The 21,294-nt window shown below is 68.4% G+C and carries 19 protein-coding genes, 1 tRNA gene and 1 pseudogene; 14 read left to right on the top strand and 7 right to left on the bottom strand.

Features of this window, described 5'->3' with window-relative positions:
- Positions 1-27: 27 nt before the first annotated feature.
- The 4 genes from ACAH41_RS16770 to ACAH41_RS16755 all read right to left on the bottom strand — a co-directional run bounded on the left by ACAH41_RS16770 (position 28) and on the right by ACAH41_RS16755 (position 3,632).
- Entirely contained in the window at positions 28-945 is a 918-nt protein-coding gene (locus tag ACAH41_RS16770; protein WP_325653960.1) for a GGDEF domain-containing protein, read from the bottom strand.
- A gap of 167 nt (positions 946-1,112) precedes the next feature.
- Positions 1,113-1,874 carry an OmpW family outer membrane protein gene (locus tag ACAH41_RS16765; protein WP_325653962.1) on the bottom strand — a complete coding sequence of 254 codons (762 nt, stop codon included), beginning with the start codon at positions 1,872-1,874 and terminating at the stop codon, positions 1,113-1,115.
- Positions 1,875-1,900: 26 nt separating this feature from the next.
- Complete coding sequence (locus tag ACAH41_RS16760) at positions 1,901-3,301, bottom strand: prolyl oligopeptidase family serine peptidase (RefSeq protein ID WP_325653964.1); 1,401 nt, start codon at positions 3,299-3,301, stop codon at positions 1,901-1,903.
- A 257-nt stretch (positions 3,302-3,558) separates the two neighbouring features.
- Positions 3,559-3,632 (bottom strand) — tRNA-Gly (locus tag ACAH41_RS16755).
- Between the two features lie 190 nt (positions 3,633-3,822).
- Here ACAH41_RS16755 and trmB point away from each other — a divergent pair.
- Entirely contained in the window at positions 3,823-4,566 is a 744-nt protein-coding gene (gene trmB / locus ACAH41_RS16750; protein WP_370538380.1) for a tRNA (guanosine(46)-N7)-methyltransferase TrmB, read from the top strand.
- 103 nt (positions 4,567-4,669) lie between these two features.
- Here the strand turns inward: trmB and ACAH41_RS16745 are convergent, their stop codons facing one another.
- Positions 4,670-5,512 (bottom strand): undecaprenyl-diphosphate phosphatase, encoded by an 843-nt coding sequence (locus ACAH41_RS16745; protein WP_325653968.1) that lies wholly within the window; start codon positions 5,510-5,512, stop codon positions 4,670-4,672.
- Positions 5,513-5,681: 169 nt separating this feature from the next.
- Between ACAH41_RS16745 and ACAH41_RS16740 the strand changes: the two genes are divergently transcribed.
- From ACAH41_RS16740 to ACAH41_RS16725, 4 genes are all read left to right on the top strand, one after another.
- A complete protein-coding gene (locus ACAH41_RS16740; RefSeq protein WP_325653970.1) occupies positions 5,682-6,407 on the top strand; it encodes a TetR/AcrR family transcriptional regulator in 726 nt (241 codons plus the stop codon).
- A gap of 82 nt (positions 6,408-6,489) precedes the next feature.
- Entirely contained in the window at positions 6,490-7,143 is a 654-nt protein-coding gene (locus ACAH41_RS16735; protein ID WP_370538379.1) for a protein-L-isoaspartate O-methyltransferase, read from the top strand.
- A 27-nt stretch (positions 7,144-7,170) separates the two neighbouring features.
- Positions 7,171-7,518, top strand: coding sequence for a rhodanese-like domain-containing protein (locus ACAH41_RS16730; RefSeq protein ID WP_325653974.1), 348 nt, complete (start codon positions 7,171-7,173; stop codon positions 7,516-7,518).
- Between the two features lie 89 nt (positions 7,519-7,607).
- Positions 7,608-8,960, top strand: coding sequence for a TolC family outer membrane protein (locus ACAH41_RS16725; protein ID WP_325653975.1), 1,353 nt, complete (start codon positions 7,608-7,610; stop codon positions 8,958-8,960).
- Between the two features lie 59 nt (positions 8,961-9,019).
- Here the strand turns inward: ACAH41_RS16725 and ACAH41_RS16720 are convergent, their stop codons facing one another.
- On the bottom strand, positions 9,020-10,303 hold the full coding sequence (locus tag ACAH41_RS16720; protein WP_325653977.1) for a 3-deoxy-D-manno-octulosonic acid transferase: 1,284 nt from the start codon (positions 10,301-10,303) through the stop codon (positions 9,020-9,022).
- Positions 10,304-10,331: 28 nt separating this feature from the next.
- Positions 10,332-11,720, bottom strand: coding sequence for a phosphomannomutase/phosphoglucomutase (locus ACAH41_RS16715; RefSeq protein WP_325653978.1), 1,389 nt, complete (start codon positions 11,718-11,720; stop codon positions 10,332-10,334).
- Between the two features lie 243 nt (positions 11,721-11,963).
- On the opposite strand from ACAH41_RS16715, the gene ACAH41_RS16710 reads away from it, so the two are divergent.
- The 9 genes and pseudogenes from ACAH41_RS16710 (at position 11,964) to ACAH41_RS16670 (ending at position 21,289) form a co-directional block, all read left to right on the top strand.
- Complete coding sequence (locus ACAH41_RS16710; protein WP_325653980.1) at positions 11,964-13,157, top strand: histidine kinase; 1,194 nt, start codon at positions 11,964-11,966, stop codon at positions 13,155-13,157.
- Complete coding sequence (locus ACAH41_RS16705; RefSeq protein ID WP_325653982.1) at positions 13,154-13,903, top strand: LytTR family DNA-binding domain-containing protein; 750 nt, start codon at positions 13,154-13,156, stop codon at positions 13,901-13,903. The genes ACAH41_RS16710 and ACAH41_RS16705 overlap by 4 nt, the downstream gene beginning before the upstream one ends.
- Positions 13,904-13,978: 75 nt before the next feature.
- A complete protein-coding gene (locus ACAH41_RS16700) occupies positions 13,979-15,556 on the top strand; it encodes an AlkA N-terminal domain-containing protein (protein ID WP_325653984.1) in 1,578 nt (525 codons plus the stop codon).
- Positions 15,557-15,565: 9 nt separating this feature from the next.
- Positions 15,566-16,141, top strand: a complete 576-nt coding sequence (locus ACAH41_RS16695; protein WP_325653986.1) for a methylated-DNA--[protein]-cysteine S-methyltransferase — start codon at positions 15,566-15,568, stop codon at positions 16,139-16,141.
- Complete coding sequence (locus ACAH41_RS16690; protein ID WP_325653988.1) at positions 16,138-17,034, top strand: EamA family transporter; 897 nt, start codon at positions 16,138-16,140, stop codon at positions 17,032-17,034. The genes ACAH41_RS16695 and ACAH41_RS16690 overlap by 4 nt, the downstream gene beginning before the upstream one ends.
- Before the next feature lie 9 nt (positions 17,035-17,043).
- Positions 17,044-18,564 (top strand): helix-turn-helix transcriptional regulator, encoded by a 1,521-nt coding sequence (locus ACAH41_RS16685; protein ID WP_325653992.1) that lies wholly within the window; start codon positions 17,044-17,046, stop codon positions 18,562-18,564.
- 168 nt (positions 18,565-18,732) lie between these two features.
- Entirely contained in the window at positions 18,733-19,680 is a 948-nt protein-coding gene (locus tag ACAH41_RS16680) for a hypothetical protein (protein ID WP_325653994.1), read from the top strand.
- A 15-nt stretch (positions 19,681-19,695) separates the two neighbouring features.
- Positions 19,696-19,962, top strand: a pseudogene (locus ACAH41_RS16675) (S8 family serine peptidase); the annotation flags it as partial.
- A gap of 400 nt (positions 19,963-20,362) precedes the next feature.
- Positions 20,363-21,289, top strand: coding sequence for an alpha/beta hydrolase (locus ACAH41_RS16670; RefSeq protein ID WP_325653996.1), 927 nt, complete (start codon positions 20,363-20,365; stop codon positions 21,287-21,289).
- The last annotated feature ends 5 nt before the right edge of the window (positions 21,290-21,294 follow it).

Genomic DNA, 21,294 nt, shown 5'->3' with positions numbered 1-21,294 from the left:
CGCCGCGGAGCGGTGCTTCAGTGCTGGCTATTCGTCGTCGTTGGCCGCCGCGGCGCCCACGCTGCGCAGCCGGCTGATGGCCTCGCCCGAGGCTTGGCTGACGGCGCGCGTGAGCAGCGCCTGCGCGTCCTTGCCATGTGCGGGGTATTGACCCACGCCGACCCGCGCGCCCAGCGGCACGTTGTGGCCGGTCACCTGGAAGGGCTGGGTGACCGAGGACAGCAGCTTGCGGGCGACCCGCTCGGCGTCGTCGTCGGCGTCGATCCAGGCCAGCAGCACCGCGAACATGTCGCCGCCCAGCGAGGCCACCACGTCGCTCGCGCGCAGCGAGGCGCGCAGGCGCACCGCCGCCTTGCGGCGCAGCACGTTGGCCGATTCGGTGCCCAGGCTGGCCTCTGCCGCACGGAAGCCGTCCAGGTGCAGAACAATCAAGGCCATGGACGCCGGCTCGCGCTCGCGCAGCGCCAGCAGGTGCGTCATGTGTTCCAGCAACTGGTGGTGGTTGGGCAGGCCGGTCGTCAGGTCGATGCTGTAGGCGCGGCGGGCGGCGTCGTCCTGGCGCTTGCGCTCCAGCGCGATGCGCAGCGAGCGGCCCATCATCTCGTCATTGACCTCGCGCTCCGACAGGATCTCGCGCACCCCCGCCTGCAGCAGCTTCAGGCAGGTGGCCGGTGCCGGCTCGGGTGCCACCACCAGCACGGCCGCAGCCATCACCGCGCGCGCCAGCCCGGGCCATTGCAGCAGCTTGTCCAGCCCGCCCGCAGTGGGCAGGTGGATCAACAGTGCCGGGCCGATCTCGCTGCCGTCGGCGACCTGGGTGTTGAGCTGCTCGGACAAGGCGTCCAGCGTGGCGCAACTGCGCAGCACAAAGGGGCCGAAGCCCGAGGTGATCAGATCGGGCAGCTTGGGACTGAGGCAAAAGACCTGGTAAGGCGTGGCGGACATGAGGGATCCCTGTGTTCGCTGTGCATGATGCCCGAAGCCGACGCCACCGCGCGGCGGAAAACACGGAGCCCGCCCCTCAGTTCAAACGATGGCCAGGCTCATGGAAAACGCCGCGACAAGCGCGGCGTTGAATCGGGGCAGGCGCCGGACATGCCGGCGCGCCAAGCTCAGAACGAATAGCCCAGCGACAGCGAATAAACGACCGGGCGGAAGTTGATGTTCGCGGTGTGCGTCACCGTCACCGGTCCGTCGCCGAGGTTGGTCTGGGTGGTCGAGGTCTGGGTGCTGGCCACGTGCGCATAGGCCACGGTGCCGACGAAGGACCAGTTGCGGTCGATCTGCCAGGTGCCGCCCACGTGGCCCGCCAGGCCCCAGGACGGATCCAGCTTGACCTTGGTCTCGCCACCGGCGGCCGCATTGCCGGCAGCCGTGTTGCGGGCGCGCAGGAAACGCGTGTAGTTGATACCCGGGCCGACGAAGAAAGACACGCCTTCTGCCACTTCAGGGAAGTGGTAGTTGAGGAAGGCCGTCGGTGGCGCCTGCTTGACCAAGGTGATCTGGCCGAAGGACTGGAGCAAGTCATCACCGTGGATGCTGTGCTCTGGCGGCAAGCCCAGTGCCAGCTCACCGCTCCAGGTCTTGTTGAAGCGGTAGACCAGGCCAAAGCCGACGGTGCTGGCATCGTCAATGCGGAAACGCGCGGCATGGGTGCTGCCGTCCGGGAACGTGGTGCTGGTGCCGCTCAGCGGGCTGGACTTGGCATGCACGTCGATGTAAGCGCCACCCAGGTAGAAGCTCCAGCCGTCAAGCATGCTGCCGGAGCCCGTGTCGGCGTCGGCCGCGTGGGCCTGTCCGGTCATGGCCAGCACGGCCAGCACGGCTGCGCGCAGGCTGGTCGAAAGCGAAGGGAATTGGAATCGGGAAGTCATCGGTTTGAATCCTTGGCGCTCGGCATTCATTGGACGAGGCTGGAGAAGAAGCCACGCACGAAGGTGGCGCAGAACGGCGCCGCGTTGGCATGGTCCGACTCGGTGCCGGGCGTGCCGACCGCGGTGCCGGTCGCCGGATAGGTCACCTGGAACGCGCCGGCGACCTGTGCTGCAGCAAGGCCCAGGCTGCCGGCGATTGCCGTCGTGTTCCCACGCACGTCCAGCGCCGGCACGAGCACGCCGCGGGACGCGAAGTCGGCCTGCATGTCGGTCGTGTTGTACGAGTAGACGGTGGGGTCTGCCGCGCTATAGCACATGGCCATCGGCGCCTTGGGCGTCCAACCCAGCAGGGTGTTTGCGGCAGCGGCCTTCTTGAAGCCGCTGTTGGCATCGGTGAAGTAGGCTGCCCGGAAGGCTTCCTGGATCAAGCCGCCGGTGCCAAAGAGTTTGCGGAAGGTGCTGTCAGGCGGCAGCTTGCCAGTCGTCAGCAAGGTTTCCACCGAGCTGTTGGTCGGCAGCAGCGTGGCGGTGGCCGCGCCATACGGTGCCTGGTAGACGCTGGCAGCGTCGCTGTACACGTCGCCATACGAGCGCTGCCAGCTGGTCAGCAGCAGCGGCGTGAACAGCGTGGCACCGGCGTTCACGGTGCAGTTCACATCAGGCGAGCCCAGCGTGGGGCAAACGTCCGGGCCGCTGTTGATCTGGGCAATGAACTTGGCCAGGTTGTGCGGGCCGGACATCGGCGCCGAGGCCGTGACGGTGAACTCGCTGGCGTAGTCGCGCTCGATGATCTTGTGCGTGGCCATCGCCACGTGGCCGCCTTGCGAATAGCCGGTCACGAACAGCTGGGCCGAAGGCTTCACCGCGCTGGCCTCGTTCAGGTAGGCCTTGGCGGCGCGCAGGCCGTCGACCATGTCGATGGCGCTGTTCTCGGCGTTCAGGTACGGGTGGTAGTCCAGGCCCGATTCGTCGTAGCCGAGGTAGTTCGGCGCGACCACGATGTAGCCATGCGCCGCCAGCAGCGCGGCAACCAGGCTGCCTTCGGAGTTGTTGACGATGTCGGCCATGTTGTAGGCCTTCTCGATCGTCGTACCGTGCGCGTACAACACGACAGGGCGGGAGCCGGTGCAGCTGGCATCGGTGCCCGAGGGCACGAAGGCGGCAGTGCTGGCCGTGGCCGGCTGGCCGGCAGGGTCGCGGGTCTGGTAGACGACGTAACGGATGTCCACGTTGCAGACCGCGGCGCCTGTCAGGCCGATCAGGCCGGTGGCGGTGGTCCCAGCGTCGATCTGAGCCGTGGTGGCCTGGCCGGCCAGCTGCGCCAAAACAATCGTGGCGCGCGGGGGTGGCGCGTCGGTACTGCCACCGCAGCCAGCCAACACGGCAGCGACCACGGGCAGCAAAAACAGGGGGCGCTGGAAACGCATCCGGGAGCTCCTAAAACACTCGAAATTAAAACGAACGACCGTTCGTTTTTGTTGCATGTGACTGTACGCGCGCGTCCAAAGCCGACCCCAGTCGGACAAACCACTAGCGGCGGGCCGCCCACCTGGCATTGGCTCAAGCGGCCAAGCGATTGGCCTGCAGGGTCGGGCGCGGCCCCGGCCGCGAGGCCTGCATGCCACACGGCGGCGGCAACAAAAAAGCCAAGGCGGTGAGGCCTTGGCTTTTGGGTGCGGTGGTCTGGAGCGGGCGATGGGAATCGAACCCACGCTATCTGCTTGGGAAGCAGAAGTTCTACCATTGAACTACGCCCGCGAAGGCCAGGAGTTTACGCGATCCGGCACCCACCTCGGGCTTGATGTGCGTCAGGGCCGGTACTTCGCGAAATCGGCGTTGACGCGTCGCTGCAGGTCGTCGGCCAGTCGGCCATCATTGCCCAGGATGCCCTGGCAAAATGCGCTCCCCTTCCTCGCGATGCGCATCTCGCGCGCCGCCTTTCGCCCACGTGATGAACGACCTGCCCGAATCCTCCGCCGACACGCCTTCGGACGACGACACCTCGCCCGCCGGCGACTCGGCCGCGCCGCGCCGCGGCATCCGCAGCTTCGTGCTGCGCGCCGGCCGCATGGGCACTGGCCAGCAACGTGCGCTGGAAGAACTGGGGCCACGCTTCGTGTTGCCGTTCCAGGACCAGCCACTGGACGCCGCGGCGGTGTTCGGCCGGCAGGCGCCGCTGGTGCTGGAGATTGGCTTTGGCATGGGCGCGGCCACGGCCGAGATCGCTGCTGGCCGGCCGGACACCGACTTCATCGGGGTTGAGGTTCACACGCCCGGCGTGGGCGCGCTGCTCAAGCGCATTGGCGAGCAGGAGCTGAGCAACCTGCGCATCGTGCAGCACGACGCCGTGCAGGTGCTGGAGCAGATGATCGCCCCGGCCACGCTGGCGGGCGTGCACATCTTTTTCCCGGACCCGTGGCACAAGAAGAAGCACAACAAGCGCCGCCTGATCCAGCCGCCGCTGGTGCAACTGCTGGCCAGCCGCCTGGCGCTGGGCGGCACGCTGCACTGCGCGACCGACTGGCAACCCTACGCCGAGCAGATGCTGGAAGTGCTGTCCGCCGAGCCGGCGTTGACGAACACCGCACAGGGTTACGCGCCCCGTCCTGATTACCGCCCGCTGACCAAGTTCGAAGCCCGCGGCCTGAAGCTGGGCCACGGTGTTTGGGATTTGGTCTTCGTCCGCCGCTAGCCCGCTGACGGCGCGCCCGCAGGCCAGCGCCGGGCCGCTCCCAAGCGGCCTGCGCAACCCGCCCGGCGGGTGGTCTTGCATATCCGCGAGACCGGGTGCCCCATCAGGAATCGGTCCAGCTGACCATGCCGGTGTAGGCAGTCAGCAGGATCACCAAGCCAAAGCCGATGCGGTACCAGGCGAAGGCATTGAAGTTGTGGGTCGAGACATAGCGCAGCAGCCAGCGCACGCAGGCCCAGGCAGCAATGAACGAGAACACCAAGCCGACCGCGAACAGCGGCAGGTCGGCCGCAACCAGGCTGTGGCGCACCTTCAGCAGGCTGTAGGCGCCGGCGCCGATCAGCGTGGGAATGGCCAGGAAGAAGGTGAACTCGGTGGCCGCCTTGCGCGACAGGCCGAACAGCATGCCACCGATGATGGTCGAGCCCGAGCGGCTGGTGCCGGGCACGAAGGCCAGGCATTGCACCAGGCCGATCTTCAGCGCGTCCCAGGGCGTCATGTCTTCGACCTCGGCCACGCGGATGACCACGTTCTTGCGCCGCTCGGCCCACAGGATGATGAAGCCGCCGATGATGAAGGTGGCCGCCACGATCAGTGGCGTGAACAGCAGTTCCTGCACCTTCTTGCCGATCAACAGGCCAAACACCACCGCCGGCAGGAAGCCGATCAGCACGTTCAATGCGAAGCGGCGCGCGTTGCGGTCGGTGCCCAAACCACGCACCACCGCCGTCAGGCGTTGCCAATACACCAGCACGATGGCCAGGATCGCACCGGTCTGGATCGAGATCTCGAAGGCCTTGACCTTCTCCGGCGTCAGGCTGCCGCCCTCAAACCCCAGCACCGAGCCGGCGAGGATCAGATGCCCCGTGGACGACACCGGCAGGAATTCCGTCAGGCCTTCCACCACGCCCATCACGGCGGCCTTCAGCAGCAGCAACCAATCCAAGTGCATCTCCTTGAGCTAGCGCGGGGGGACCCCGCGAATCGGGCGGGATGATACCCGCCGCCTCGGGACAACCCTGAGTCCAGGCCACACCTTAAGCACGGCCCGCGCCAAGCCTTTGCTTGACGGGCAGAACCAGCCTGCTAGCATTACTGACCAGTCAGTCATTAACATGTCCGAACCGTCCCAACGCCAGCGCCGCAAAGACGCCCGCCCCCAGGAATTGCTGGATGCGGCGCTGGCGCTGTTCGTCGAAAAAGGCTTTGCCGCGACCCGCTCCGACGAGGTGGCGCAGCGGGCTGGCGTGTCCAAGGGCACGCTCTACCTCTACTTCCCCAGCAAAGAAGACCTGCTGAAGGCGGTGATCCAGCAGACGCTGGCAACCGAGATCGCCGAAGGCGAACGGGTGCGCCAGGCGCATACCGGGAGCTGTACCGAGATGCTGGTGGATGTGCTGGCGGAATGGTGGGTCAAGATTTTCGAGAGCCCGGCCTCCGGTGTCTTCAAGCTGGTGCTGACCGAGATGCGCAACTTCCCGGAGCTGGCACAGTACTACGCCGAGCATGTGGTGCAGCCCGGCAGCGCGGTGATTGCCCGGCTGGTGCAGTCCGGCATCGAGCGCGGCGAGTTCCGGCCGGTGAGCATTGATGTGGCGGTTCACAGCATCGTCATGCCTTTGATCATGATGTGCATGCACAAGCACACGCTGGACGCCTGCGGTTATGCGGACCTGGCGCAGTCGGACCCACGGGCCTTCATCCGCGAGCACCTGCAACTGCTGTTGCTGGGGCTGAGCAGGCCGCAGGAGGGCGATTTGCAAGCGGCTGCGCAAGCGCGGGTTTCCGAGGCACCGCCAGCAGAAATACAGGCCGAGAAGCTGCCTAAAATGAAGGGTTAACCCGCGCGGCCGTGCCGCCAACCCAGCGAGTCGGCGCAGTGCGTCCAGCTCGCCCGCCCTCGCCTCTTTTGCAGGACACGCCATGAACATCGAACAAGCCCGCTTCAACATGATCGAACAGCAGATCCGCCCCTGGGATGTGCTGGACACCGCCGTGCTGGAACTGCTGGCCGTCGTCAAGCGCGAAGACTTCGTGCCGCCGGCCTACCGCGCGCTGGCCTTTGTCGACACCGAGGTGCCGCTGCCCGAAGGCCAGGTCATGCTGGCGCCCCGTGTCGAGGCCCGGCTGCTGCAGGAAGCCAAGGTGCAGCGCCATGAAACGGTGCTGGAAATCGGCGCCGGCTCGGGCTTCATGGCCGCGCTGCTGGGCCACCGCGCGCAGCGCGTGATCTCGCTGGAGATCCGCCCTGCGCTGGTCAAGATGGCGACCGACAACCTGCGCCGCGCCGGCCTCTCGAACGTGACGGTGAGCGAGGCCGATGGCAGCCAGGGCCTGGCCGCCGAAGGGCCGTTCGACGTGATCATGCTGTCCGGCTCGGTGGCCGCCGTGCCGCAGGTGCTGCTGGACCAATTGAAGGTGGGCGGCCGGCTGGTGGCCGTGGAAGGCGAAGAGCCGGTGATGCGCGCCACGCTGCGCACCCGCACCAGCGCCTCAGGCATCACCAAGGTCGACCTGTTCGACACCGTGCTGCCGCGCCTGGACGACTTCGCCGAAGTGAGCCGCTTCCACTTCTGAACCCGCCAACCTGACCACCTCGTCCAGATGAACAGCTTGAACGTGCAGGACCTGCCAGCCTTCGTGGCCGAAGCGGCCGCCGAAGACCCCGGGCAGCCCACGCTGCTGCTGGACGTGCGAGAGGACTGGGAGGTGGCGCTGGCACCGCTGGCAGTGCCCGGCGCACGCACGCTGCACATGCCGATGAACCAGGTGCCGGCGCGGCTGGCCGAACTGGCGGGCCTGCAGCCCATCGTCTGTTTTTGTCATCACGGCATGCGCAGCGCGCAAGTCGTCGCATTCCTGCAGCGCCAAGGCCACGAACACGTGTACAACCTCGCCGGCGGCACGGAGGCCTGGTCCACCCAGGTCGATGCCGGCGTGGCGCGCTACTGAGCAGCGCCCGCGCCTTGCCGCCCCGAACACAACGCCGGCCCAGTCCGCACCCTTGTCTCTTGTCTCTCGCGCATCCTGAGGAAAGCACCATGCCGTTTTCTAGCGTTCGTCTGTTGAGCCACCGCCTGGGCGCGTTGTCGCCGCTGGCCCTGGCCGCCCTGTGCCTGGCCGGCAGCGCCCATGCCCAAAGCCTGCAGGACCTTTACGACGCAGCGCACCAGTACGACGCGACCTACCTCGCAGTGCGCGCCGCCACCGATTCGGCCCAGTACCGCGCCGACCAGACGATGGCGCTGCGCCTGCCCGGCGTGCAGCTGACGGCCGGCATCTCGCGCAGCACCAGCGACACGCCCTACACCACGCCCAAGAGCAGCGAGACCAACGCCCACTCGGCCACGCTGTCGGCCTCGCAGAACGTGTTCAACCGCCCGAACGACATCACGATCGACCAGGCCGACAAGGCCGTGGTCATCGCCCAGTCGCAGCTGCGCGCCGCCGAGCAGGACCTGATCGTGCGCCTGGCCCAGGCCTACTTCGACGTGCTGGCCTCCAGCGATGCACTGGACACGGTGCGCGCCAACAAGGCGGCCATCAAGGAGCAGCTGGCCTCGGCGCAGCGCAACTTCGAAGTCGGCACCGCGACCATCACCGACACCCGCGAAGCCCAGGCCGCCTATGACCTGGCGCTGGCCCAGGAACTGGCCGCCGACAACGACCTGCGCGTCAAGCGCGTGGCGCTGGAGCAGCTGGTCGGCCGCGACAGCCTGCAGCCGCGGCCGTTGGCCGTGCCGGTCGTGCTGCCGCAGCTGGCACCCGCATCGGTGGACCCATGGGTCATCACGGCAGACGCCAACAACCCGACCATCGAACAAGCCCGGCTCGGGCTGGACGTGGCCAAGCTGGAAACTTCCAAGGCCCGCGCCGGCCACCTGCCCACCGTGGCACTCACCGGCAGCTACACCAAGGGCCATGTGGACACCGACACCTCAGTCGGCGCGCTCAAGGGCAACAACGGCAACTCGGCCATCGGCCTGACGGTCACGGTGCCGCTGTTCGCCGGCTTTGCGACGCAGAATCGCATCAAGGAAACCTTGTCGCTGGAAGAGCAGTCGGTCAACAACCTGGAGGCCGCACGCCGCGGCGTGGCCCAGGGCACGCGCACCGCGTTTTTCGGCGTGCAGTCCGGCATGGCGCAGATCAAGGCGCTGGAAGCCGCCGAAGTGTCCAGCAAGCTGGCGCTGGATGCCACCAAGCTGGGCTACGAAGTGGGCGTGCGCGTGAACCTGGACGTGCTGAACGCCCAGACCAAGCTCTACACCACGCAGCGCGACTTGGCCAAGGCCCGCTACGACGTGATCCTCGGCAAGCTCAAGCTGCGCCAGGCTTCGGGTGAACTGAACCCGAGCGACATCGCCGCCGCCAACGCGCTGCTCGCGAAATAAATGGGGCACCCGGTTCGGCGAGTACGCCGAACCGGGTGCCAAGCGGGTGCGCAGGCGGGCTACTTGATGCGCGCCAGGATCGCGCTGGCCATGCGGGCCGCGGCGCCCCGGTGTTTGGACGCAAAGGCCTGCGCGTGCGCCACGGCATCGCTCAACGCGAGCGGATGTGCCAGCCAATCTTTTGCCATGGCCAGTGCTTGCGGCATGTCCTGGGCTGACCGGGCTGCACCGGCGGCCAAGGCCAGCTGCGCAGCCTCGGCGAAGTTGAAGGTCGACGGACCCAGCACGATGGGGCAGCCGTTGGCCGCCGCCTCGATCAGGTTGTGCCCGCCCAGCGGCAGGAAGCTGCCGCCCAGCAGCGCCACGTCGGCCAGGCTGTAGTACAGCGACATCTCGCCCAGCGAATCGCCCATCCACACATCGGCCTGCGCGGCCTCGGGCGGCGGCTCGCCACCGGCCCAGTTGCTGCGCCTGGCCAGCGACAGCCCGGCCTGCGCCACCAGCCTCGCCACCTCGTCAAAACGCTGCGGATGCCGCGGCACGATCAGCAGCAAGGGCTGCTCGCCGCAGGCCGCAAACGCCTGACCCCATTCGCGCAACAGCAGCGCTTCTTCGCCATCCCGCGAGTTCGCCAGCACCACCACCGGCCGTGCCAGCGCGGCACGCCAGGCTTCGCCGATGGCCTGCTGCGCCGAGGGCGGCTGCAGGTCGTACTTCAGGTTGCCGGCCACCTGCACGTCTGGCACACCGGCGCTGCGCAGGCGCTGCGCATCGGCCTCGCTTTGCGCCAGTGCCAGCGACAGCGCCTGCACCGCAGGTGCCAGCAGCGCGCGCAGCCGCTCGCCCTTGCGGGCACTGCGCTCGCTCAGGCGTGCATTGGCCAGCACCATGGGCAGACCGATGCGGCCAGCCTCGTACAGCAGGTTGGGCCAGATCTCGGTTTCCATCAGCACGCCGGCCGCAGGCCGCGTGGCGCGCAGGAAGCGCCGCACGGCACCCGGTGTGTCCACCGGCAGCCAGGCCTGCACATCGCCCTCGCGCAACAGAGCCTGGCCAGCTTCGCGGCCGGTGGCCGTGCCGTGGGTCAACAGCAGCCGCAGGCCAGGTCGCTGCAGGCGTAGCGCGTCGACCAGCGCCGCTGCCGCCTTGGTCTCGCCCAGCGACACCGCATGCAACCAAAGCGCGCCCGGCGCGATGGCCGGCTCGCCGAAACCCAGCCGCTGCGGCAGCGCCACGCGGTAGCCGGGCTCGGCGCGGCCACGCAGCCACAGCCGCAGCAGGTAGGCCGGGATCAGCAGCCGGAACAGCGTGGAATAGGCGGCGCGCGCCAGCCCCTCAGACACGACAGCGCGCTCCGCGACCAGCGCCAGATCAGTGCGCTGCAGCGGCGAACTCGGCGTCCGGCTTCACGGTGCGCAGCGCGGCCATGAAGTCGGTTTCGATGCGATGCATGGCTTCGGGTGTGTGACCTTCGAAACGCATCACCAGCACCGGCGTGGTGTTGGAGGCGCGCACCAGGCCAAAGCCGTCCGGGTACTCGGCGCGCAGGCCATCGATGGTGATGATTTCGGCGCCGGGGAACTTGGCGGTTTCGAGCAGCTTGGCAATGACTTGTGCCGGTTCGCCTTCGGCACACGGGACGTTCAGCTCTGGCGTGTTGAAGGCGGTGGGCAGCGCGTTCAGCACGGCGCTTGGGTCGTCGCTGCGCGAGAGGATCTCCAGCAGCCGTCCTGCCGTGTACATCGCGTCGTCGAAGCCGTACCAGCGCTCGGAGAAGAAGATGTGGCCGCTCATCTCGCCGGCGATGGGCGCGCCGGTTTCCTTCAGCTTGGCCTTGACCAGCGAGTGGCCGGTCTTCCACATCAGCGGCTTGCCGCCAGCAGCTTCCACTTCCGGCGCCAGGCGCTGGGTGCACTTCACGTCATAGATGATGGTGCCACCCTTGACGCGCGCCAGGATGTCGCGCGCGAACAGCACCAACTGGCGGTCCGGGTAGATGATGTCGCCGCCCTTGGTGACCACGCCCAGGCGGTCGCCATCGCCGTCAAAGGCCAGGCCCAGCTCGGCACCCGTGGCGTGCACGACCTTGATCAGGTCAGCCAGGTTCTCGGGCTTGGACGGATCCGGATGATGGTTCGGGAAGTCGCCGTCGACCTTGGAATACAGGTCGATCACCTCGCAGCCCAGGGCCTTCAGGATGGCCGGGCCGGTGGCGCCGGGAATGCCGTTGCCGGAGTCGACGACGATCTTCATCGGCCGCGACAGCTTGCAGTCGCTGACGATGCGGTGGCTGTACTCGGGCACGATGTCCATCGCCGCGATGCGACCCTTGCCCACCGTGTAGTCCTCGGCCTCGATGCGCTTGCGCAGGCCCTGGATTTCCTCGCCGTAGATCGCACGGCCGGCCAGCACCATCTTGAAGCCGTTGTAGTCCTTGGGGTTGTGGCTGCCGGTGACCTGGATGCCGCTGGTGCAGCCCTGCTTGGCGCGGGTCGCGGCCACGTAATAGACCATGGGCGTGGTGACCGCGCCGATGTCCACCACGTCCAGCCCGGTCGAGGCCAGGCCACGCTTGAGCGCTTCGATCAGGCCGGGGCCCGAGAGGCGACCGTCGCGGCCGACAACCACGGCTTTTTCGCCGGCCTTCAGCGCCTCGGTGCCGAAGGCGCGGCCCAAATGCTCGGCGACGCTTTCGTCCAGCGTCTTGCCGACGATGCCGCGGATGTCATAGGCCTTGAAGATCGATGCGTTCACTTGCATGGCGGGCGGATCCTGTGTTGTATCCCTGAGTTCGGGCAATTTGAGACTGGCGCCGATTGTAGGCAGCCACCGTGTCGCGCTTGTCAGCGCAAGCCGCGGCCTGCGCTGGCGGCGCGAACGTGCAAGGAATGCGCCTGCCCGGGCTGCGCGGTTTCCGAGAGTGGCTTGCCAGCCGTCGCATCGGCTCGCCATCCGTCGCAGCCTGCCGCCGCCGTCGGCAGTGCCTGCCTACACTGCGGCCGCATGAAGTCTTCCGTCGCCCTGCTCAAGCGTTCGCTGCGCGCCTGGTCGGCTGGCATCCACCAGGAACGTCCAGCCGGCCCGGGCTGGCTGCAGTGGCTGTGGACCGGCCTGTTCGGCACCATGATCGGCCTGTTCTTCACCTTGCTGGGCTTCATCTTCCACGCCCGCGGCGAGGATTGGACGAACTGGCCCAACTGGCGCCACTGGCTGGGTGTGAACCTGTTTGTCAGCCTGTTCATCGCATTTTTCATCCACCTGCTGTGCGAGCTGGTGGTGCGCCTGGTTGGCCGGGCCCGCATTGCCACCTGGCCACCCGGGCGCAGGCGGGTGGTGTTCAATGTGACGCCGCTGGTGGGCGTGGCCATCGGCTGGCCGCTGGCCACCTCGCTGGCCGGCCGGTTCACGCGCATCGAGTCCGACGGGCCAAACTCGGTCAACCTGGTGCTGGGCATGCTGGCCTTCGTGCTGATGTTCTCGGCGCTGGTCTCGCTGTACTTCAACGGCAAGGCCCGCGCCGAAGCGGCCGAGAAGCGCGAGGCCGAGGCCAGGCTGCGGCTGCTGCAGGGCCAGATCGAACCGCACTTCCTGTTCAACACGCTGGCCAACGTCGCCAGCCTGGTGGAGGCCGATCCGCAGCGCGCCCGCTGGATGCTGGAGGCGTTTGTGGACTACCTGCGCGCCTCGTTCGCCGGCCTGCGCGACGCGCAGCACAGCCTGGGCCAGGAGCTGGCGCTGGTCGAAGCCTACCTGCAGGTGCTGGGCGTGCGCATGGCCGACCGCTTGCGCTGGCGCATCGAGGTGCCAGCCGACTTGCGCGAGCTGCCGCTGCCGGCACTGCTGCTGCAGCCGCTGGTGGAAAACGCCATCCACCACGGGCTGGAGCCAAAGATCGAAGGCGGCGAGGTGCTGGTGCGCGCCGAACGCGTGGGCCGGCAGCTGCGGCTGGAGGTGCGCGACAACGGCCTGGGCTGGCCCGAGCCCGGCGAACCGCCGCCCGCGCGTTCACCTCGCGCAGGCACCGGCAGCGCGCTGGCCAACATCCGCGCGCGCCTGGCCCACGCCCATGGCGACGAGGCCTCGCTGACGCTGACGCAGCACCCGGAAGGCGGCGTGTCGGCGCTGCTGGTGCTGCCTGTCGCCCCCGCCGCCGCGACGCGGCCCTTGTCCATTGCCACTGCCCCGCATCACCCATGACCACTGCGCTGATTGCCGACGACGAACCCCACCTCGCCCGCTTCCTCGCCGAGCAGCTGAAAGCCTTGTGGCCGGCGCTGGAGATCGTCGCCGTGGCACGCAACGGCGTGGAAGCCGCGCAGCAAATCGAGGCCCTGCAGCCCGACGTGGCCTTCCTGGACATCCGCATGCCGGGCCTGACCGGGCTGGAAGTGGCGCAGGGCATCGAGGGCCTGACGCGCGTGGTCTTCGTCACCGCCTTCGACGAATTCGCGGTGCAGGCCTTCGAGGCCGCCGCGGTGGACTACCTGCTCAAGCCCGTCAGCGAGGCCAGGCTGCAGCGCACGCTGGCCCGCCTGCAGCAGCCGCTGCCGGCGGACGACAGCCAACTGGCGCGCACGCTGCTGCAGTTGCAGGCGCCCGCCGCCGTGGCCGAGCCACCGCTGCGCTGGATCCGCGCCAGCGCCGGCGACACCACGCACCAGATCCCGGTCGACGAGGTGTTGTTCTTCCAGGCCGACGACAAGTACACCTGCGTGCACACCACCAGCGGCCGGCAGCACCTGATCCGCACCGCCGTCGCCGAGCTCGCCGCGCGGCTGGACCCGCAGCAGTTCTGGCAGGTGCACCGCGCCACGCTGGTCAACCTGAACCACCTGGCCAGCACCCGGCGCGACGAGGCCAGCCGCCTGTGGCTGCGGCTGCAGGGCCATGCCGCCGAACTGCCGGTCAGCCGCGCCTACGTGCACCTGTTCAAGGCCATGTGACCAGGCGTCCGGGGGCCCCGATGCACAGGTCCGAAAACGGCCAGTCGGCGCCAACCAGCGGCCTATCATGCCGCCATGCCGCTGAGAAACACCCGCTCGACAGACACGCCGGTCGCCCTGGCCGCGCCGGCCGATGCAGCGCCCGAAACCGCTGCTGCTGCACCGGCACACGCGCTGTCCGACAGTGCTGCCTATCTCGCGCTGCTGACCCGCGACGCCCGCTTCGACGGCCGGCTTTTCGTCGGGGTAACCTCCACCCGCATTTACTGCCGGCCGATCTGCCGCGTCAAGGTGCCCAAGGCCGCGAACTGCCGCTTCTTCGCCAACGCCGCCGGCGCAGAGCAGGCCGGCTTCCGGCCCTGCCTGCGCTGCCGGCCGGAGTTGGCGCCGGGGCTCTCGCATGCCGACTCCTCGCAGGCGCTGGCGCGGGCCGGTGCGAAATGGATCGAGCACGCCGTGGCGCAGGGCGAGGACCTGGCGCTGCCGGACGTCGCGCGCCGCCTGGGCGTGACCGACCGGCATTTCCGCCGCATCTTCCAGGCCGTGCATGGCGTGAGCCCGGTGGACTGGCTGGTCACGCGCCGGCTGTTGCTGGCCAAGCAGTTGTTGACCGACACCCTGCTGCCGGTCACCGAAATTGCCGGCGCCAGCGGCTTTGGCAGCGTGCGGCGCTTCAACGCGGCATTTGCCGAGCGCTACCGGCTGGCACCGAGCGCGCTGCGGCGGCAGTCGGCCGAAGGCGTGGCCACGCTGCCCAGCGAGCCGGCCACCGTCAAGCTGGCCTGGCGCCCGCCGTACGACGTGGCCGCAATGCAAGGCTTCCTGGCCGCGCGACCGCTGCCGGGCGTGGAGGCGCTTCACGAAGGCCGCTGGCACCGCACGCTGGCGCTCACCCACCGCGGCCAGCGCTGCGAAGGCTGGCTGGCGCTGGCCTTCGAGCCTGAGAAGGCACAGGTGCGGCTGACGCTGTCGCCCGGCCTGGCACCCGCACTGGGCGCGGTCGTTGCCCGGGTGCGCCACCTGCTGGACCTGGACGCTGATCCGAACGCGGTGGACGGTGCACTCGCCGCGGTGCTGGCCGGCATGCCGCAACCTTACCGGCCCGGCCTGCGCGTTCCGGGTTGCATCGACGGTTTCGAGACCACGGTGCGCATCATCCTGGGCCAGCAGGTCACCGTGGCCGCAGCCTGCACGCTGGCCGGCCGGCTGGTGCAGCGCTTCGGCCAGCCGCTGGCCACGCCTGTGCCGGGCCTCACGCACCTTTTCCCCACCGCGCAGGCCCTGGCCGAAGCCACGCCCGAAGCCATCGGCACGCTGGGCATCGTGCGCACCCGCGTGGCTGCACTGCAGGCGCTGGCCCGTGAGGTCACCAGCGGCGAACTCGCGCTGCACCCGGCTGCACCGATGGCTGACACGCTGGCCCGACTGCGCGCGCTGCCCGGCGTGGGCGACTGGACCTGCGAGCTGGTCGCGCTGCGCGTGCTGGCCTGGCCGGACGCGTTTCCGGCGACGGATGCAGGCGTGGTCAAGGCGCTGCAGGGCGCCCGCGCGCCGGCCTCACTGCTGCTGGCCGAAGCCTGGCGGCCGTGGCGTTCTTATGCGGTGCTGCAGCTCTGGCAGTCGCTCTCGCCAGCGGCGCCCAACCTGTCTTAGGAGATGGACATGACCCTTGCCCTGCAACGCCCCTGGGTGGCGCAAACCGTGGTCGACACGCCGCTGGGCCCGCTGCGCCTGGCCGCTACCGAAGCCGGCTTGGCCGGCGTCTGGTTCGAAGGCCAGCGCCACCATCCCGGCATGCTGGCAGCGCCGGACAACCCGTCCCAGCGCTGGCTGCGCCAAGCCGCCGACGAACTGGCCCGCTACTGGACCGACGCCCGCCGCAGCATGTTCAAGGTGCCGCTGGACGCGGACGGCACGCCGTTCCAGCGCGAGGTATGGCGCGCACTGCTGGCCATTCCGAGCGGTACGCTGAGCAGCTATGGCCGCATCGCCAGCGAACTGGGCCGGCCCAGCGCGTCGCGGGCGGTGGGCGCCGCGGTGGGCCGCAATCCGCTGTCCATCCTCGTGCCTTGCCACCGCGTGGTGGGCGCCACCGGCGGCCTGACCGATTACGCTGGCGGGCTGCACCGCAAGCAGGCCCTGCTGGAACGCGAAGGCGCCTTCGCGGCCTCAGTGCAAGACATTGCCGAACGCAGCGAAGCCCACTGGCCGCTGCCACTTTTTGAACACGCTGAATGAAATCCCGCCACCTCGCCGAACTGCTCTCGCTTGCCGCCATCTGGGGCGCGTCCTTCCTGTTCATCCGCATGGGCGCTGCGGCCTTCGGCCCGCTGGCGCTGGCCGGCATGCGCACCGTCGGTGCCACGCTGTGCCTGCTGCCGCTGCTGCTCTGGCGCGGCGAACAGGGCGCGCTGCTCAAACACTGGAAGCCCATCCTGCTGGTGGGCATCACCAACTCTGCCCTGCCCTTCGTCTGCTTCGGCGTGGCGGCGCTGGCGATCAATGGCGGCCTCTCGGCCATCTTCAACGCCACCACGCCGCTGTGGGGTGCGCTGCTGGCCTGGCTGTGGCTGGGTGACAAGCCCACGCGCGCCAAGTCGCTGGGCCTGGCCATCGGCTTTGCCGGCGTGCTGTGGCTGGCCTGGGACAAGGCCAGCTTCCGGCCCGGCAACCACGGCGTGAGCCCGGCCCTGGCGGTGCTGGCCTGCATGGCCGCCACGCTGCTGTACGGCTTCTCGGCCAACTTCACCCGCCGCTACCTGACCGGCGTGCCGTCGATGGCGCTGGCCGCCGGCAGCCAGATGGCCGCCAGCCTGCTGCTGGTGCCGCTGATGCTCACGCATTGGCCTGAGGTCAACCCTGGCGCCCACGAATGGATGGCGGCGGTGCTGCTGGCCGTCGTCTGCACCGGCCTGGCCTACGTGTTGTACTTCCGGCTGATCGCCAACATGGGCGCCTCGAACGCGATGACCGTGACCTTCCTGATTCCCGCCTTCGCTGTGCTCTGGGGCGCGCTGTTCCTGTCCGAACAGCTCACCGGAGCGATGCTCGCCGGCTGCGCGGTGATCCTGGTCGGCACCGGGCTGGTGACCGGGCTGCTGAAGTTGAAGATGCCGCTCCCGGGGAGATAGCGCAGGTCCATGTCCGCCAAAACCGCCGCGCCGCACCGCGCCTCTTCCTCTCAAAACCGCCAGCGCGCGCATGCGCTGCTGGACCACCTCGCCCAGCAGCCGCCGTTCGACCAGATCGCGCTGCGCGAAGGCGCGGCGCAGGCCCTCGCGCTGGCGGTCGAGGCGGGCGATCTGGTGCTGCAGGCCGAGGCCTTGCTGGCCGGCGCCAGCTGGCCCGGGCAGTTGGTCGACCCGCTTGGCGCTTGGTCAGCGCTGCAAAGGGCCGAGCGCATCTTCCGGGCCAACGGCATTCCCGACCGGGCAGCGGCCTGCCAGGTGGCCATGGCGCGTGCGCTGTACGACCTGGGCCAGGAGCGCCAGGCCGACGTGGTCGTGCAGGCGGCCTTGCAAGAGCCTTCACTGCCCGCACCGCAGCGCACCCGGGCCTACATGCTGCGGTTCCTGGCACTGGGCCGCATGGGGCAGATCGAAGCCGCCTACGAATGCCTGGTCGACCAGGCCATGCCGATGGCGCGGGCCAGCGGCGACGGTTACCAGCTGGCCCGCGCCATCGGCCGCAAGGCCTGGCTGATCGCCCGGCTGATGCACAGCGCAGGCAACCCCGAGCTGCCCCTGCCGGCCTTCGCACACCTGACCAAGCTCAAGCGCGAACCCGCCACGCTGGCGCACGTGCTGAGCCTGCTCGACGAGGCGCGTGCCGCGCTGCCCGCCGGCACACGCTGGGCCGAGATCGAGATCACGCACCACTACGCGCTGGGGCTCACGCGCCGGCCAGCGGCGGTGGCTGCTGCCTGGCAGGCGTTGAGCGTGCTGGCCCAGGAAGTCACCGCCACCGACCCGCCACTGGCCGCCTGGGCCTACCTCTGCGCAGCGATGGTGCTGCACGCAGGCGGGGACGTGGCGGGCGCGCTGGCCGTGCTGCCGCAAGCGCTGCGCGTGGCCGAGTCGGCGCGCCTCACGGTCATGGTGCGCGACGTGCTTTTCTACCAGTCGCTGTGCTTCGAGGCTGCCGGCGACCTGGGTGCCGCACTGGCCGCCTACAAGCGGCACTACGCGCTGATCATGAACCCGGCCGAATCAACCGGGCCCGACGACCCGCGCGTGCCGGTCGACGTCGAGCCGCAATTGCCGGGCGACGCGGCGGCCGAGCCGCTGCACCGCCTGCGGGCACTGGAGCCGGCCTGCCTGAAGCGCGCGCTGCGGCTGATCGAGCTTCGCGTGGCGGAGAACCTGAGTGCGAACGAGGTGGTTGCGGCCTGCGGCGTGAGCCGCCGCACGCTGGACGAGGCGTTCAAGGCGGCGCGCGGGACCACACTGCTGGCCTACCTGAAGCGCAAGAAGCTGGAGTTCGCGGCCAACCTGTTGCTGCACACCCAGCGCCCGATCCGCGACATTGCCGCATCCATGGGCTACCGCTCGGCCGCACTGTTTGCGAGCGAATTCCGCGACCGGATGGGCATGTTGCCCTCGCAATGGCGTGGCCTGCAGGCCACGCCGGTCGCGCCAGCTGCCGATCCCTCCTCGACGTAGCCGCCAGCACGCGATAGTTTCCAAAATTCGCGAGTTGCTTGCGGCAATGCGCTCATCCCTGGCCCCGTGACGGCTCACGCGACTGGCCGACGGCACCGGGCTTGCGTTTACCGTTGGTCCACGGCCTGCATGCCCCCAGTGGCAGCTTCTCAACAAGGTGAAATCATCATGAGTCTTCGCGTTTCCCAACGGTTCAATCCCATTTTCGCTGCGGCAGCGATTGCATCGTCATTCGCTTGCGGATCTGCAGTTGCCGAAAACCCGGGCGCGGTGATGGAGCAGCCGCTCAGATTCCAGGCCTATGACAACCCGAAATTCCCCACTTTTGCTTTTGGCATGGAGAAGCACGGCATGGTGGTCGGGTACTACTACGATGCCAGCTACAACGCGCTGGGTTTCCTGCGCACTGCAGACGGCGGTTATACCGATGTTGTCTATCCCAAAACACCGACCGCGACCTACGCGCAAGCCATCAACAACATGGGCAATGTGGCGGGCTATGGGCAAATTGCGGGTGTGAATGGCGCCTACGGCTGGTTCTACGACGCAGCGAGCAAGGCCTTCGCTGCGATTGAGGTGCCACACGCGCAGGCCACGAATGTCTGGGGTTTGAACAACCAGAACGTGGTGGCGGGTGCCGCCTATTTCTATACGGATTCGACCGGGCGCGGCGTGGGCTTCACCTGGACGAACGGAACGTTCAAATACTACAAGATGCCCGACGCCACCTACACCTCGATCTACGCGATCAACGATGCTGGCGATGTGGCCGGGTCCTACATCGAGGCCAGTGGCGCGAGCCATGATTTCATCTGGAAGGCGGATGGCACCGTTTCCATCCTGGATCCCGTCAACGAGTTCAACAACATGGCGGGGGTCGCCGGGCTCAACAAGAATGGCGATTTTGTAGGCCCCTGCTATGACCAGGACTTCAATACCATGGGCTGCTTCTACAAGCGCAGCACGGCCAAGGTGACTTCCTTCAAGCTGGACGGTTTCTCGTCGACGATGCCGTTTGGCATGTCGCATGGGGACATCGTGGGCTATGGCATCGATGCAAACTCCGGCGTAGCCCAGGCTTTCGTGATTCCCAAGTCCTCCGTGCTGGGAAAATAGGCAGCCTGTTACTTCTCGTCGCTGGGCCCCAATGTGGCGTCCACCAACGCCATGAAGCCGGACCTCACGGCGCCCGGCGTGAGCATCATCGCGTCGGTCGCCTACACGCAAAAGACGCAGGCTGAGAACTACGCGATCCGAGATGGCAGCATGGTGCCGCCGCCAGTGGCTGCGGCCGATGACGGCACCTCCATGGCCACACCGCATGTGGCCGGCATGGCAGCGCTGCTGCGCCAGGCGCACCCGATGCAAAACCCCGCACCCGGCACCTACCAGCTCTGAAACCCCACGAACCCGGCGCTGGGCGACTTGAAGGTCAGCGGCCTTCCAAGCGACAAGGCCAAGGTGGGCAAGGCCTATACCGCGACCGCCAGTTGGAGTGGCCTGTCGGCCTGCCAGCACTACTTCGGTCAGTTGCAGTACCAACGCGCAGATGGCAGCTTGGCAAGCTCGACCTACATCCGCGTGGAGCCGGGCGTCACGGCCGTCAAGCCGGCCACGTTGAGGAGCCTGCCGGTGGCTGTGCGCTCACCCGCACAGTTCAAGGCGGAAAAAGCACGCTGCCGCACAAGCCAGGCAGCGGCAGAAAGCGGCAGCCAACCGCGCGCGCTGAAGAGACAGCAGGGAGGCGCAGGGCGCCTGCCCTTGCAGAACAGGACTCTGCCCCACAATCAGGGGGACCATGAGCCTGCAAGCCTCCCTGCTGAACCTGGTGCTGCGTTTCACCTTCAAGCGCCACAGCCGAGGGCCGCTGGATGCACTGGCCATCCGTGAACGGGTGAACCGCACCACCCGCGATCTGCCACTGCCGCGTGACATCCGCCGCGAGCCGGTAGCCGCCGACCCGACCCGTGGGCTGTGCGCTGCCGAATGGCTGTTGCCGCCCTCACCGCGCGGCACGCTGCTGTATTGCCACGGTGGCGGGTATTTCTTTTGCGACCTGGTGACCCACCGCCCGACTGCGGCGCAACTGGCCAAGCGCACCGGCATGCGGGTGCTGTCGCTGGACTACCGCATGGCGCCGGAGCACGCCTGCCCGGCCGCGGTGGATGACACGCTGGCCTGGTGGCAACAGTTGCTCGCCGACGGCGCGCTGCCGAGTGAGACCGTCTTCGCTGGCGACTCGGCTGGGGGTGGGCTGGTGGTGGCCAGCCTGCTCGCGGCGCGCCAGCAAGGCCTCGCGCTGCCCGCCGGTTCGCTGCTGTTTTCACCCTGGGCCGACCTGAGTTGCGCAGGCGACAGCATGCGGCTCAATGCACGCTCGGACACCATGTTCGCGCCCGAGGCGCTGCCGCAGGCCGCGGCCTTCTACCTGGCCGGCCGCTCGGCCGAAGATCCTCTGGCCTCACCTCTGTTTGGCGACCTGCGCGGCCTGCCACCGATGATGCTGCACGCCAGCAGCAGCGAAGTCCTGCTGTCGGACAGCGAGCGGCTGCATGCGCGCGCGCTGGCCCACGGCGTGGCCAGCGAACTGCACATCAAGCCCGGCATGCCGCATGTCTGGCCAACCTTCATCACGCTGCCCGAAGCACGCGCAAGCCTGGCGGATTCGGCGGCGTTTGCGTTGCGGGTCACCGGCCTGCGTGCCCCGTCGGCCAGCGCCCTGTGAAAACG

The sequence above is a fragment of the Ideonella sp. genome (assembly GCF_041287625.1).
Taxonomy (GTDB): Bacteria; Pseudomonadota; Gammaproteobacteria; order Burkholderiales; family Burkholderiaceae_C; genus Ideonella.
This window is presented reverse-complemented; position numbering and strand designations above follow the sequence as displayed.